At 62.4% G+C, this 14,985-nt stretch carries 13 protein-coding genes; 10 read left to right on the forward strand and 3 right to left on the reverse strand.

The annotated features are described in order from the left end of the window. The first annotated feature begins 209 nt into the window (after positions 1 to 209). The 9 genes from ABQX22_RS23090 to ssuE all read left to right on the forward strand — a co-directional run bounded on the left by ABQX22_RS23090 (position 210) and on the right by ssuE (position 11,353). Positions 210 to 1,211, forward strand: a complete 1,002-nt coding sequence (locus ABQX22_RS23090; protein ID WP_349802193.1) for a glycosyltransferase — start codon at positions 210 to 212, stop codon at positions 1,209 to 1,211. Then, complete coding sequence (locus ABQX22_RS23095; RefSeq protein ID WP_349802194.1) at positions 1,208 to 2,461, forward strand: glycosyltransferase family 4 protein; 1,254 nt, start codon at positions 1,208 to 1,210, stop codon at positions 2,459 to 2,461. The genes ABQX22_RS23090 and ABQX22_RS23095 overlap by 4 nt, the downstream gene beginning before the upstream one ends. A 159-nt stretch (positions 2,462 to 2,620) precedes the next feature. After that, complete coding sequence (locus ABQX22_RS23100) at positions 2,621 to 3,898, forward strand: hypothetical protein (RefSeq protein ID WP_349802195.1); 1,278 nt, start codon at positions 2,621 to 2,623, stop codon at positions 3,896 to 3,898. Between the two features lie 43 nt (positions 3,899 to 3,941). Further along, entirely contained in the window at positions 3,942 to 5,069 is a 1,128-nt protein-coding gene (locus ABQX22_RS23105) for a glycosyltransferase family 4 protein (RefSeq protein ID WP_349802196.1), read from the forward strand. Positions 5,070 to 5,078: 9 nt separating this feature from the next. Beyond that, the gene (locus tag ABQX22_RS23110; protein ID WP_349802197.1) at positions 5,079 to 6,119 is read left to right on the forward strand and encodes an acyltransferase family protein; all 1,041 of its coding nucleotides are present in this window, start codon (positions 5,079 to 5,081) and stop codon (positions 6,117 to 6,119) included. A gap of 94 nt (positions 6,120 to 6,213) precedes the next feature. Further along, the gene (locus ABQX22_RS23115) at positions 6,214 to 7,431 is read left to right on the forward strand and encodes a glycosyltransferase family 4 protein (RefSeq protein ID WP_349802198.1); all 1,218 of its coding nucleotides are present in this window, start codon (positions 6,214 to 6,216) and stop codon (positions 7,429 to 7,431) included. Between the two features lie 12 nt (positions 7,432 to 7,443). Beyond that, positions 7,444 to 8,856: an undecaprenyl-phosphate glucose phosphotransferase gene (locus ABQX22_RS23120; protein WP_349802199.1), complete on the forward strand. Its 1,413-nt coding sequence runs from the start codon at positions 7,444 to 7,446 to the stop codon at positions 8,854 to 8,856. Positions 8,857 to 9,058: 202 nt separating this feature from the next. Beyond that, positions 9,059 to 10,144, forward strand: a complete 1,086-nt coding sequence (locus tag ABQX22_RS23125; RefSeq protein ID WP_349802200.1) for a polysaccharide biosynthesis/export family protein — start codon at positions 9,059 to 9,061, stop codon at positions 10,142 to 10,144. 624 nt (positions 10,145 to 10,768) lie between these two features. After that, entirely contained in the window at positions 10,769 to 11,353 is a 585-nt protein-coding gene (gene ssuE / locus ABQX22_RS23130; RefSeq protein WP_349802201.1) for an NADPH-dependent FMN reductase, read from the forward strand. A 57-nt stretch (positions 11,354 to 11,410) separates the two neighbouring features. Here the strand turns inward: ssuE and ABQX22_RS23135 are convergent, their stop codons facing one another. After that, a complete protein-coding gene (locus ABQX22_RS23135) occupies positions 11,411 to 11,701 on the reverse strand; it encodes a hypothetical protein (RefSeq protein ID WP_349802202.1) in 291 nt (96 codons plus the stop codon). Between the two features lie 129 nt (positions 11,702 to 11,830). After that, positions 11,831 to 12,751: a LysR substrate-binding domain-containing protein gene (locus ABQX22_RS23140; protein ID WP_349802203.1), complete on the reverse strand. Its 921-nt coding sequence runs from the start codon at positions 12,749 to 12,751 to the stop codon at positions 11,831 to 11,833. A gap of 184 nt (positions 12,752 to 12,935) precedes the next feature. Between ABQX22_RS23140 and ABQX22_RS23145 the strand changes: the two genes are divergently transcribed. Then, positions 12,936 to 13,661, forward strand: coding sequence for a dienelactone hydrolase family protein (locus tag ABQX22_RS23145; RefSeq protein ID WP_349802204.1), 726 nt, complete (start codon positions 12,936 to 12,938; stop codon positions 13,659 to 13,661). A 161-nt stretch (positions 13,662 to 13,822) separates the two neighbouring features. Here the strand turns inward: ABQX22_RS23145 and ABQX22_RS23150 are convergent, their stop codons facing one another. Next, complete coding sequence (locus tag ABQX22_RS23150; RefSeq protein ID WP_349802250.1) at positions 13,823 to 14,932, reverse strand: HlyD family secretion protein; 1,110 nt, start codon at positions 14,930 to 14,932, stop codon at positions 13,823 to 13,825. Positions 14,933 to 14,985 lie beyond the last annotated feature (53 nt).

Consider the following 14,985-nt stretch of genomic DNA (forward strand, 5'->3'; position numbering starts at 1 on the left):
GGCTGCGATGCGGTTTGCCTGACACACCGCAATCGCAGCCTCCCGCTGGTCGTCAGCTCCTACAGGGTCAGCCTCAGCTTCGGCGCGTCGAGCGTTGTGATACACCGCTTCGTGAACACGTTCGCGCCTACCCCTGAATTCACCTCTTCGTCTTCCCTTGGCCGTGCCCTCCGCGCGGCTGATCGTCCCTCTTCGCCCCGGAACTCACCATGACTCGAAAAACGACTTTGGTGACGCTCACCTATGGTGATCGTTTCAACTACCTGCACACGCTGGTCAGCCGGTCGCTGGAAAGCCCGCTGATCGACCGTGTCATCATCGTCAGCAACGCGTCGACGGCGCCGTTGGAGACGCTGCGGTGCAACTGGCCTGATCAGGTCAGCGTGATTTACCTGCACGAGAACACCGGCTCTGCCCGTGGCTACTCGGTGGGGATTCAAGCGGCGCTGGACGCCGGGGCCGAGCACATCTGGCTGATGGACGACGACAACGCGCCGACCATCAACGCCATCGCCACCCTGCACAGCGTGCTGGAAGACCGGAAAATCATCGACGGCGAGGACAAGGCCGCCGTGCTGGGTTTCCGCCCGACACATCAGGCCGACATCGCCGCCGGCGTGCCTAAGCGCTTTGCCATTCAGCGCCGCTCAAGCTTCTTCGGCTTTCACATCGCCCAGCTGCCCTACAAGATCTGGCGCCGCCTGCCATGGGGCGCGCCGCAGCAACCGGAGAAAAAGCTGCCGCTGGTGCAATTGCCGTTTGCGACCTACGGCGGCCTGCTGGCCCACCGCAATCTGTACCGCCGTATCGGTCTGCCGCTGGACGCGCTGATGCTGTACGCCGACGACAGCGAATACACCTGGCGCATCACCGCCGGCGGCGGGCGGATTTTCCTGGTGCCGGACGCCCTGCTCGATGACCTGGAAAGTTCGTGGAACATCAAGGCGCGCACCAACAACATCTACGAGAGTTTCCTGCTGGGCGGCTCGGACTTGCGGGCGTATTACGGCGCGCGCAATCAGGCGTGGTTCGACAAGAACATCTGGTCCAACTCCTCGATGCTGTACGGGCTCAACCGTTGGGTGTTCTTCCGCCTGCTGCGCCTGATTGCCAAGCGACGCGGGGCTGAAGCACGCCTGAACCTGATCGAAAAAGCCATCCGAGACGGCGAGTCCGGCGTACTGGGCCTCAACCGGTCGTATCCGCTATGAATATTCTCTTTATCAGCAGCCTCTATTCGCCGCACATCGGCGGCGGCGCCGAGATCATTCTCCAGCGCACCGCCGAAGGCCTGCAGCAGCGCGGCTACCAGGTCAGCGTGCTAGTCACCGGGCCCGACGACGGTCTGGTGGTCGACACCGTCAACCAGGTCAAGGTGTACCGCGCCAGACTGCGTAACTTTTTCTGGCATTTCACCTCGCAACGGCCCGGCCGGCTGGCGCGTCTGGGCTGGCACCTGCGTGACCGCTACAACGGCGCGATGCGGGCGTACGTCAAACAGGTGATCAAGCAGCAACGGCCGGACGTGGTGGTGTGCCATAACCTGGCGGGCTGGTCGGTGTCGGTGTGGGATGAAATCACCGAAGCCGGGCTGCCCATCGTCCAGGTGCTGCATGACATGTACCTGATGTGCCCCGGCAGCAACATGTTCAAAAAGGGCCGTTGCTGCCAGCAGCCGTGCGGCAGCTGCCAGCAGTTCCGCAAGGGCCACGATGTTCGCTCGGCGCAGGTCTCGACAGTGGTCGGGGTCAGCGGCTTCATGCTGGAGAAACTGCAGCAACAGGGCTACTTCAAAGGCGCCCGGGGTTACGTGGTGCACAACGCCAGCCCTTACGCCGCCGTGCCAAGCCCACCGGCCGTGGTGCGCCGGGTGGATCCGCTGGTGAAGAAGACGCCCCTGCGTTTCGGTTACATGGGCACGCTGTCGGATCAAAAAGGCGTGCGCTGGTTGATCGAGCAATTCCAGCGCCTGCCGTTCGACGCGACGCTGCAGATCGCCGGCCGGGGTCAGCTCAATGACGAGACCCAGCTCAAGGCGCTGGCGACCTCGCCCAAGATCAGCTTCGTCGGTTACCAGAAGCCGGAGGCATTCTACAGCCAGATCGACGTCGCTGTCGTGCCGTCGATCTGGAACGAGCCCTTCGGGCTGGTGGCCGTTGAAGCCTGTGCCCATTCGGTGCCGGTGATCGCCAGTCGCATGGGCGGCCTGCCGGAAATCATTCAGGACTCGCTCAACGGTCTGTTGTGCAACCCGGGTGACCCCGACTCCCTGGGCCACGCCATGCTCAAGCTGTACCAGCAACCGGATTTGCTGCGTCGCCTGAGCCAGCAAGCCCGGGTCAGCGTCGCGGCGCTGTTGAGCGTGGAGCTGATGCTCGACAGCTACGAAAGCATCTTCACCCAGACCGTGCAGGACAACGCCACGCGCCATACCCCCGTGATTGCCAGCAACGCGGTGTGACGCCTCCTTGGACCCACTGAAATCACCGACATGTGCAACCGCCGACACCGATGCCCTCCTTTCGGGCCGAGACTTACCTGAGCAAGCGCTCCGGACCGCGCCTCTTGATTGAGACACACCATGCCCGACACGCACCTGACAACGTTAAGGAAACCGTTGATGGTTCTCCTGCTGGGCTTGTTCTTTAACTGTGCAGTCTTCGCCGATGAGCCGTTCATTGTCGGCGTGACCACGCATTTGATGAACAAAAGCACGACGTCGGCCAAGGCATTGCAGATGCTCGAAGCGGCCGGCGTCGACTCGGTTCGCGACGATGCCTACTGGTCGACCGCCGAGCCCCGACGCGGCCTGATGAGGATTGACCCGGCCTGGCAGGCCTATTTGAGCAAGGCCCAGGAACATCATTTACGCCCGCTGCTGGTCCTCGGTTACGGCAGCCCGTTCTACGACAACTACGCCAAGCCGCGCGTCCCTGCCGTCAGAGAGGCGTTCGGCAACTACGTCAACTTTGTCACCCGGCAACTGACCGACAGCGTAGATTTCTACGAAATCTGGAACGAGTGGGACAAGGAAAACCCGGTGGACCCCATGTTCGCCCAGGACTACAGCCTGCTGGTGGCGGAAAGTGCCCGGCGCATCCGCAGAAATGAGCGGCCGATGGTGATTCTGGCGGGCGCGGTCACCAGCCAGGGCATGGACCTGGGGTTTGCCGACCGCTTGGCCGAATCAGGGATTCTCGACCATGTGGACGGCCTGTCGCTGCACCCGTACGTGCATTGCCGCTTCGAGGAACGTCATACCCCTGAACGCTGGATTGCCTGGTTGCGCTGGGTAGATGCGGACCTGCGGACCATCGCCGCGCGGCCCGTGCCGTTGTACCTCACGGAGATGGGCTGGCCGAGCAACGACGGCAAATGCGGGGTCAGCGAGCAGCTGCAGGCGGCGTACCTGGCGCGCAGTTTCTTCCTGGCCCAGACGCTGCCGGACATCAAGGGCATGTGGTGGAACAGCCTGCTCAACGACGGCGCCGACCGCCGCGACCCGGAACAGAATTTCGGGCTGCTCAATCAGGACCTCAGCGTCAAGCCGGCGTACCTGACGCTGAAAGCCATCAGCCCGACGCTGCATGACTTTCGCTACGACGCCGAAAAGAGCCGCGAGACCGAATCGCAGTTTCTGCTGCGTTTTGCCAAGGGATCGGAGCAGGTGCTGGTGGCCTGGAGCACGGGACTGGCGCGGCCCATCAAGGTCGACGCCAGCAGCGTGCTGCACGGCAATGTGCATTACATCGACACCGCGCAACCGCAGATCGGCCTGGTGGACAGCGGCATCCCGTGGTCCTGCAACGACGGTCGCTGCTCGGCGCAAGTGCCGATCGACGAGTTTCCGAAAATCATCAGCCTGGGCAACCGGCCGGCACTGTTCGCCCTGCCCTGACCGATTTGCAACGGCCCATCACTTTTAATAACAGGTCGCCCCGATGATTGTGATCAATGCTCGCTTTCTTACCCAGGATCTGCGCGGTGTCCAGCGCTTTGCCGAACAGACCTGCCTGGCACTCAAGCAGCTGCGCGATGACGTGGTTTTCGTCGCGCCCCATGGCATCAAGATGCACGAAAGCGCCCAGGCGCTGGACGTGCAATGCATCGGTCGCCACAGCGGTCACCTGTGGGAGCAACTGGACCTGCCGCTGTACCTCAAGCGCCATGGTAGCCCGTTGCTGATTTCCCTGTGCAGCACCGCCCCGCTGTTTTACGGCAACCAGATCGCCACCCACCACGACATCACGTACGTGCGTCACCCGGAAAGCTACACCCGCACCTTTCGCGCGCTGTACCGGAGCATGACGCCGATCATGCTGTCACGGATCAAGACCCTGTTGACCGTGAGCCAGTTTTCCAAGGGCGAGATTTCGCAGTTCTACCGTTTCCCGGAACACAAAATCGTGGTGGTGCCCAATGCCGTCAGCGAGGCCTTCCAACCTGCCGCGCCGGTCATCGACGCTCCGGACTACTTGCTCGCCGTGTCGTCGCCCAGCGCGCACAAGAACTTCGCCCGGATGATCCAGGCGTTCCTGATGCTGCGTAACCACGACGACCTGCAACTGCACATCGTCGGCGCGGCCAGCGAGGTCTTCAACGATGACAGCCTGCAGCGCCTGGCCGCCCGTGACCCGCGCATCCGCTTCCTCGGACGCCTCAGTGACAGCGAGCTGATTGCCCAGTACCAGGGCGCGGCGGCGTTCGTCTTCCCGTCGTTGTACGAAGGGTTCGGCATCCCGCCCCTGGAAGCACAGGCCTGCGGTTGCCCGGTGCTGGCGGCCAACGCGGCGTCGATCCCGGAAGTGCTGCAAGCCAGCGCCCTGTATTTCGACCCGACGGACGTCGGCCACATGGCCGCCGCCATGGAACGCATCCTCATCGATCTGCCGCTGCGCCAGTCCCTGCGTCGGCGCGGGCTGATCAACGTGGCCCGGTTTTCCTGGGAGGACTCGGCGCGACGGGTCTCGCAGCGTATCGACACGCTGATCAACACCAGCCGGGATCGGCGCAGCCCCGCCACCGCCGGCGACACCCTGCAGCGCGAATCTTCTTCGAGCAAGCTGTGAGGCATGTGCATGAAACGTCTGGCCTATCTGGATGCTCTGCGTGGCATCGCCGCCTTGTTGGTGGTGTTCACGCACCTGTACGCCCCGCTGATCGGGCACGTCTGGGTCCTCGATTACCTGATCGACCCGGGCAAGCTGGGGGTGTTGTGGTTTTTCATGATCAGCGGCGTGGTGATCCCGTTCAGTCTCAAACCCGGGCCTGACGGGCCACGGCGCTTTCTGATCTCCCGGGTGATGCGCTTGTACCCGGCCTACTGGCTGTCGTTGCTGGTATTTCTGGTGATGCTGAAGCTGACCGGTGCCGAGCTCCCCGGGTGGCCGCAGATCGTCGCCAACCTGACCATGGTGCAAGCGGCCCTGGGCGTTGAAGACGTGATCGGGCTGTACTGGACGCTGTTCATTGAAGTGGTGTTTTACGCCCTGTGCCTGGCGTTGTTCGTCGCCGGCAAGCTCTACGACCTGACCTTTCGCAGCCGCTGCGCGCTGGTATTTCTGCTGATGGCGCTGGCCATGGGCGTCGTGCGCGCCCTGACCGAACGCAAGTTGCCGGTGGCGCTGCCGCTGGCCTTGTCGCTGATGTTCTTCGGTTCGGTCTGGCGCCAATGGCTGCTGGGCGAACACCGCCGCAAACTCACGCGCAACCTGGTGGTGCTGCTACTCGGTTTTATCGTGCTGCTGCCGCCGACCCTGATCATGGCCTACAGCAAAGACATGGGCACCGGCGAAACCTGGGGCCGCTACCTGTTCACCTACGCTGCGGCCATCAGCAGTTTCCTGCTGCTGACCCAACGCGTACGCCTCAATCATCCGGCGTTGGTCTGGCTGGGGGCGGTGAGTTACTCGCTGTACTTGCTGCACCCGTCGATGTTGATGCTGAGCGAAGTGCTGCTCGGCCCCACCGGCGCCTCCGCGCTGACCCTCGCGGTGTTTGCCACCGTACTGACCCTGGTTTTCGCCCACCTGAGCTTCCGGGTGATCGAAACGCCCTTTATCCAATGGGGCAAACGCCTCAACAACCGCAATGCCAAGACGCACCCTGTCAGCGTCTGAAGTAGCGCCTGCGTCAACAAGGAAGTGGGACTCCCCTCGCGGGCCGGGCACTACGCGAAGGTTTTTTCTTCGGCCGCTAATGCAGAGAATTCCAATGAAAATTGCAATCGTCCACGACTGGCTGGTGACGTACGCCGGTGCCGAACGGGTACTGGCTTCACTGATCAATATCTGGCCCGAGGCGGACCTGTTTTCCGTCATCGATTTCCTCAGCGACGATGACCGTGCCCATTTGGGTGGCAAAGTCGCGAAAACCACCTTCATTCAACGCCTGCCCAAAGCCAAGACCCGTTATCAGCGCTACCTGCCGCTGATGCCGATGGCCATCGAGCAACTGGACTTGTCCGGTTACGACCTGATCATCAGCAGCAGTCACGCGGTGGCCAAAGGCGTGTTGTGCGGCCCGGACCAGACGCACATCAGCTACGTGCACTCGCCCATCCGCTACGCCTGGGACCTGCAGCACCAGTACTTGCAGGAAGCCGGTCTTGCCAGTGGTCTGAAGAGCAAGATGGCGCGGATGATCCTGCACTACATGCGCATGTGGGATCAGCGCACCGCTGCCGGGGTCGACGACTTCATCGCCAACTCGCATTTCATCAGCGGGCGGATTGCCAAGGCCTATCGCCGCGAGTCCACCGTGATTTACCCGCCGGTGAACACGCAAGGGTTCACCCTGCAGGAAACCAAGCAGGAGTACTACTTCACCGCCTCGCGCATGGTGCCGTACAAGCGCATGCCGATGATCATCGAAGCCTTCGCGGCCATGCCGGACAAACGTCTGATCGTGATCGGCGACGGCCCTGAAATGGAAAAGGCCCGGGCCATCGACGCGCCCAACGTCACCCTGCTCGGGTACCAGCCGTTCCCGGTGTTGCTGGAGCACATGCGCAACGCCAAGGCGTTTGTGTTTGCCGCCGAAGAGGATTTCGGGATCAGCCCGGTAGAAGCCCAAGCCTGTGGCACGCCGGTGATCGCCTTCGGCAAGGGCGGCACCCTGGAAACCGTCTGCGGCCTGGATCACCCACAGCCCACCGGCGTGTTTTACCCCCAGCAAACTGTGGAATCGCTGGTGGCAGCGGTCACCGAGTTCGAAGCGTCACAGTCGCGGATCACCGCCCAGGCGTGCCGCAACAACGCCGAGCGTTTCTCCGAAGCGCGCTTTGAAACCGAGATGCGTCAGTTCGTTGAAATTCGTCTGAGCGTGGCGCGCCAGGCGCGGGTGCCGGCGCAGTACCGGCCGCTCCAGGCCATGCCGTCGCTGGTCAGTAATGAAATGTCCGGCCGGGTCGTTCCGATCAAATCTGTCTGAGCGAGCAACCTCATGCGAACCCCACTGCGCGGCATCCTCAAGGCTCATCAGTCGTCGTTGTCGGTTGCTCATCGTCTGCTGGACCTGACGGTGATTGTGTTGGGCGGGTATGGCCAGAGTGCGTTCACCGGCACGTCGATGACCTCCGAGGTGTGGATTCAGATTCTGCTGGCGGTGCTGGTGTTTCACTGGCTGGGGGATTACCACCAGTTGTACGGGTCGTGGCGCGGGGAACGGATCGTGCGCGAGCTGCTCAAGGTCTTCAACTTCTGGGGGCTGACGTTCGTCATCCTGCTGTCGGTGGATTACCTGCTGCTCAAGCACGCCGAGTTGCCGGATAACGGCCAGATGGCCTGGTTCGCCGCCGTGCTGTTGGGGCTGTGCGGTTACCGCCTGGGGATTCGCAGCCTGCTGCACGGGTTGCGCAGCCACGGCTTCAACACCCGTCGTGTGGCGGTCGCGGGCACCGGCCTGTGCGCCGAACGCCTGGCCAAATCCATCGAAAGCGCGCCGTGGATGGGGCTCCAGCTGCTGGGCTTTTACGACGAGCAGCCGCAACAGATGGACCTGGCGCGCATCGGTCGACGGATCCCGGTACTGGGGGATCTGGACCAGTTGATCGTCGATGCCCGGGAGGGTCGGATCGACAAGGTCTACATCACCCTGAACCTGGACAGCCAGGTGCGGCTGCAGTCGTTGATCACGGGGTTGAGCGACACCACGGCGTCGGTCTACGTGATCCCGGACGTGTTCATGTTCGAGCTGTTGCATGCCCGCAGCGAGAGCATTAACGGGCTGCCGAGCATCAGCATTTTCGACTCGCCCATGGACGGCGCCTGGAGTCTGGTCAAGCGCATTGAAGACGTGGTGCTGTCGAGCCTGATCCTGGCCATGATCGCCCTGCCGCTGCTGTTGATTGCCATCGCCATCAAGCTGACGTCGCCGGGGCCGGTGCTGTTTCGCCAGCGCCGCTACGGCCTCGATGGCCGGCCGATCATGGTCTGGAAATTTCGCAGCATGAGCGTTGAGGAAAACGGCGAGGTGGTGACCCAGGCCACCCGCAATGACAGCCGGGTCACGCCGCTGGGCGCCTTTTTGCGGCGCACCTCGCTGGACGAGCTGCCGCAGTTTTTCAACGTGCTGCGCGGCGACATGTCCATCGTCGGGCCCAGGCCCCACGCCGTGGCGCACAACGAGCAGTACCGCAAGCAGGTCTCGGGCTACATGTTGCGGCACAAGGTCAAGCCGGGGATCACCGGCTGGGCGCAGATCCACGGCTGGCGCGGCGAGACCGACACCCTGGACAAGATGCAGAAACGCGTGGAATTCGACCTGCAGTACATCGAGCACTGGTCGGTGTGGCTGGACCTGAAAATCATCCTGCTGACGCTCTTCAAAGGCTTCGTCAACAAAAACGCTTTCTAGTGACCCTGCAACGACGCTTCAGCCAAAACACCCATTCAGCCAAGACGCCCACTTACCAAAAACACAACAACGGCCGAGGCCCACGACAGTCGGCGGGAGGTGATCACCTGCATGAGTGCCTGTAATCAGAAGTTCGGTGTTGGTAAGGGATGCAATGAAATCACTGTGGTGCCAGAACGCACCTATTAGAAGGATCATCGATATGAAAGTAACGTTAGCCGTTGTGCTGCTTTCCAGTCTGATTTTACAAGGCTGTGCGTTCGCCCCCGGGCAGCACATGACCCTGGATGAAGTCACCGAAAAGGACCCGGACGGTCCGAATGTCACACTGATCAAGATCACCCCCACCACGCTTCAACAGCAGCAACAGCGTGCGGCGTCCCTGGCAAAACCGTTACCGCCGCAATTGCTGAACTACAAGACGCCTGAATACATCGTCGGCCCGGGAGACACCTTGCTGGTCACGGTCTTTGAACACCCTGAGCTGACGGCGCCGGGCTCCTCTGAACAGCTGGATGCCAACAGCAGGGAAGTGCTGAACGACGGCACCGTTTACTTCCCCTACGTTGGCCGTGTGCAGGCCGCCGGCAAAACCGTTTCGCAGATCCGTGATCAGTTGCGCATGGGCCTGTTGCCGCAGTACACCGAGGTCAAGGTCGACGTGAAAGTCCTGCGTTACAACAGCCAGCGCGTCTTGCTGTCCGGAGCTTTCAGAACGGCCGGCCCGCAGCCGATCACCAACATCCCGCTGAGTCTGGTGCAGGCCATCAGCCAGGCCGGTATGGACCTGACCGACGCTAACCTGGCCGGGCTGACGCTGCGCCGTGACGGCAAGGACTACGTCATCGACGTGGATTCGCTCAACCGCAAGGACTCGCAACTGAGCAAGATCTTCTTGAAAGACGGCGACTACCTGCACCTCAACAGCAACTCGAAAAACAAGATCTACGTGTTGGGTGAGGTGTTGAACCCCCATGTTATTTCGTTCAGCACCACCAGCGTGACGCTGCTCGAAGCGCTGGGCGAATCCGGCGGCCTGAGCCCGGACGCGGCCAACGGTGATGCGGTGTACGTGATTCGGGGCGGGCAAGATGCAGCCCACGGTTCGACCGTCTACCACTTGGATGCCGAGAAGCCAACGGGGTATCTGCTGGCCAAGCAGTTCGAGCTCGAAGCACAGGATGTGGTCTTCGTCGGACCGGCCAACATCACCCGCTGGAACCGCTTCATCAGCCAACTGCTGGGCTCCAACAACATTGTCCAGACCGGGGCGATGTTTAGGAACTAAAGAAAAGCAGCTGCAAGCTTTAAGCTACAAGCTACAAGCGGCATGCATCAGGCTTGAAGCTTGCGGCTTGCGGCTTACGGCTTACGGCTTACGGCTTACGGCTTACGGCTTGCAGCTTGAAGCTCCAGCCAACCGCAACACCAAAATCCTCGCAGGCGCCGACTGCGGGGATTTTTTTTGCGCGCGTGTTGGAGCGAGGCTTGCCCGCGAAGAACGAAAACGCGGTGTGCCTGTTGAACCGCGTCGTTAACTTCGCGGGCAAGCCTCGCTCCAACGGGGACGGCGGCGGACGATGGACGCCGACCGGCCGCCACCCTGTAGGAGCGCACGAGCAACGCGAGGCCGCGATCGGCTGCGAAGCAGTCGTAAAAAGGTAAGCACGGTGTTGCTGGAGAAACACCCCATCAACAGTTGTCGGGATTTTTGGGCAGCTCGCTGCACGTGCCCTGTCCCGAGACCAACCATTCGGCCCCTGTTTTCAGGCGCGCCCAAAGGCTTCACCGCACTGGCATGCATGCTGCTATGCACTGGGCAGGGTTGAAAATCAGCCAAGACATTCGCGCTCAACGTTCCCTGCACGACCTCAGTCTGCACAGCGGTGACCTGATCCAAGGAATCTTCAGCATGTTGGTCGTTTCACTTTCAGGCAGCCCGGCGCAGAAATCCCGCTCGGGCGTGGTGCTCAAACATGCTGCACGGTGGCTGCAAGACCATGGCGCGGAGGTCAAGGCGCTGCGCATTCATGACTTCAACGCCGAAGACCTGCTGTTCGCCCGCTTCGACAGCCCGGCGGTGGTCAGCTTCATCGAGGCGGTGAAGCAGGCCGATGGCCTGTTGATCGGCACGCCGGTGTACAAGGCTTCCTTCTCCGGCGCGCTGAAAACCCTGCTGGATTTACTGCCGGAGCGCTCGCTGCACGGCAAAGTGGTGTTGCCACTGGCCACCGGCGGCAGCATCGCCCACATGCTGGCGGTGGATTACGCGCTCAAACCGGTGCTGTCGGCGCTCAAATGCCAGGAAGTGCTGCACGGCATCTACGCCATCGACAGCCAGATCAGCTACGACGACGAACACCCGGCCGGCGGCGAACTGGACGAAGTCCTCACCGAACGCCTGCATGAAGGGCTGGAACACTTTCAACTGAGCCTGCAACACCGGGCCGGCGCACGGCATAAAGCAGCGGGTGGGCATTTGAAGTTGGCGCTGTGAGGGGAAGCTACAAGCTACAAGCGAAGCGGGTAAAGATTACGCCGTCACTCAATGCTTTTAGCTTGCCGCTTGAAGCTTGGGGCTTGCAGCTTTAGCCGGTGCGACATCCGCGTTGTACTCACCCCGGTTATCAAACTCGTGCACCCGCTGGATCTGCGGGTGTTCGGTCAGTTGGGTTTTGCGGGCCTGGTACTCCTCGTAGGACAAACCGCGACGGTTCAGGTCTTCGAGGGCCAGTTGGTGGGATTCTTCGGCGGTGTAGGGACGCAATTCGGGATGGTGCCCGGTGGCACAGCCAGAAACAACGGCGACTGAAAGCAACAGGGCGAGGGTAGCAAGACGGTTCATGGGAGCCTCCAAGTCGGCTCGTTTCTGGAATGAGCCAAGGCTACGCCCGCGCCGCCTGCAGCAAAAATCACCCGTCTTGATAGTGGCTATTGCCGGCACAGCCTCATGCCGGCATCGCCAGCCGCGTCCCTACCCCGCGCCCCTGTCGATCGCGCGCAAATGCTCGAACAACAGACGACTCACCGGCGACAACGAGGCGTGCTCGCGGGTGACCAGAATCAACGTACGCTCGGACCAGTCGTCATTCAGCGGCACGGCGGTCAGCCCCAAGGCACGACCGGACAGTTCATACGCTTTCTGCGGCAACACGCCGATGCCCATGTCGGCCTGCACCATGCGGCACACCGCGTCGAACCCCGGCACATGAATCCGCATGCGCAACACCCGCCCCGCCGCCCGCGCTGCCGCATGGATGCGCATGTTGATGGAGCTGGCCGCGTGCAGCCCGACCTGATCGAAATCCAGGGTCTGGGCGAAACCGAGCTCCTTGAGTCGGGCCAACGGATGATCCGCGCGCATCACCACCACCAGTTTGTCCCGGTGATACGGCACGCTGATCAGGTCCTGTACGTTGGTGTCCTCCGAGCAGATGCCGATGTCGGCCACCCCGTCGACGATGCCCTGCACCACCCCGCCGCTGGGCCGTTCTTCGAGGTCGACCTTGACCTGGGCATGGCTGGCGACGAAGTCATGCAGGTCTTCCGGCAAGAACTGAATGATCGCCGACAGGTTGGCCAGCATGCGCACGTAACCGCGCAGGCCCTGAATGTGCTCGCCCAGTTCCAGGCCCATTTTCTCGACGTCGAACAGCATGCGCCGGGCGTGATGCAGCAGGGTTTCCCCGGCAGCGGTCAGGACCATGCCCTTGGCGTTGCGCACGAACAGGCCGATGCCCAGCGCCTCTTCCAGTTCCATCAGGCGTTTGCTGGCGGCCGACACCGCAATCGCTTCCCGGGCGGCGGCGCGGGTCAGCGTGCCTTCTTCGTGCACGGCGACAAACAGCTGCAGGGTGATCAGATCAAGGCGACGAATGAGGCTTTTGTGCAGCATCGGGGGCAAGGTCCGGATGACGGGCGGAGGCAGAGGATAGTGCCAATTGCCCTGGCCGCGCAGCCTTCATCTTGCGCATCACCCACACCACGCCCCGTCGTGTTCATCTTGCGCCGCCCGCCTTCGTTGTATGCTGACCCGCAGCACTTCATCCCATCACAGCGTTACTCAACAGGAGATCGACATGTCCCAAACATTGTCCCTGCCCGGCACTGGAAAAATGATCACGTACGCCCGCCCCGACGGCAAGGAAGTCAGCGGCTACCTGGCCAGTCCGGAACAAACCCAAGGCGCCCCGGCCGTGGTGGTCATTCAAGAATGGTGGGGCCTGAACGATCAGATCCGTGGCGTCGCCGACCGGCTGGCCGCAGCGGGCTACCTGGCACTGGTGCCGGATCTGTTTCGCGGCAAGACCACGGTGGAGGAGGAAGAAGCGCACCACTTGATGGACGGCCTGGATTTCAGCGACGCCGCCACCCAAGACATTCGCGGCGCGGTGCTCTACCTCAATGGCTTCACGCCCAAGGTGGCGGTGACCGGCTTCTGCATGGGCGGCGCGTTGACGCTGTTGGCGCTCAATGCCAGCCCGGAAATCAGCGCGGGCGTGGTCTGGTATGGCTGCCCACCGCTGGAATACCTGGACGCCAGCGCCATCAAGGCCCCGGTGATGGCGCATTGGGGCACGCAGGATTTGTTCTTCCCGGCGGAAACCGTCGATGCGCTTGAAGCCAAACTGACCGAGGGCGGGGTCAATACCGAGTTCCACCGCTACCTGGCCCACCACGGATTCGCCAACGAAACCGCCGTGGGTTTCGGCCGCATTGCCGGCACTCAGTACGACCCGGTGTGGGCGCAACTGGCGTGGGACCGGACGCTGACGTTCCTGGGTAAAACGTTGTGGAATGTTTGAGGCGGTAAGCTGCTGGTGTAGGAGCTGACGAGCCCGAGCGAGGCCGCGATTGCGGTGGATCAGGCTCTGCACATTTGCCTGACACACCGCTTCGCAGCCTCGCACGGGCTCGTCAGCTCCTACAGGTCCCGAGTTCCACAGATTCGATGTTCGACACAACCTCACCGCACCGGATCAATCTTCCCATCCACCGGATCCGGTGGCACGTCGCCGTCCTGGCTGGTGTCGATGCTGACCACCACCGACATGCCCGGTCGCAGGCGATCGACGTCGGGCTGATCGGCATCGACCGTGATGCGCACCGGAATGCGCTGGGCGATCTTGACGAAGTTGCCCGTCGCATTGTCCGCTGGCAGCAGGCTGAATTCAGAGCCTGCCGCCGGGGAGATTCGCTGCACGTGGCCATGCATCTCCCGGTCTTCCAGCGCATCCACCGTGAACGTCACCGGCTGCCCCAGGCGCACGTTGGCCATCTGTGTTTCTTTCATGTTGGCGATGATCCAGCGCGGACGCGGCACCAGCGCCATCAACTGCGCGCCGGAATTGACGTATGCCCCCAGCCGCACGCCGATCTGGCCCAACTGGCCATCACGTGGCGCCGTGATGCGGGTATTGCTCAGATCGATGCGGGCCAGTTCGATGGTGGCTTTGGCGTTTTCCACCGACGCCTCCAGCGAGGCACGATTGACGATCACGGTCTGCAGGTCCTGCCGAGCGATTTCCAGGGTCGCCTTGGCTTCGGCCACGGCGGCCTTGGCCTGAGCGTCTGCCGCGCGGGTCACGTCCAGCTCGCTTTTCGACACCGAGCCGTCACTGACCAGTGCACTGTTGCGGCGCAGATCGGCCGCGGCCTTCATTCCCTGCGCGACGGCACTTTCCACGGCCGCCTGGCGCTGCAATATCGTTGCCTCGGCACTGCGTCGCTGTTGGATGTTGTTGGCCAGGGCGGCCTGTTGCACGCCCAGTTGCGCCAGGCCCTGATCCAGATGCTGCTTGTAAATCCGATCGTCGATGCGCACCAGCAGATCGCCCTGCTTGACCCACTGGAAATCCTGCACCGGCACTTCGTACACATAACCGCTCAGTTGCGGGCCGATCAGCGTGGTCTGACCACGCACCAGGGCGTTTTCCGTGCTTTCGATGGGGCTGCTGAACGGAGGCAATTGCCAGGCGTACAAAACGATGAGCACCCCCGCCAGCGCGATGCCGCCGAACAGGATCGACGACACCAGGCGCACCCGGGCCGAGCGCGGTTTGTTGGTGGCCGGCATGGCTGCGGGCGCCGGCGCAGGGCCTTGCGAGGGCTGGGCGGTGGACGGGGCAG

The organism is Xanthomonas sp. WHRI 1810A, assembly GCF_040202885.1.
In the GTDB taxonomy this organism is placed as follows: Bacteria; Pseudomonadota; Gammaproteobacteria; order Pseudomonadales; family Pseudomonadaceae; genus Aquipseudomonas.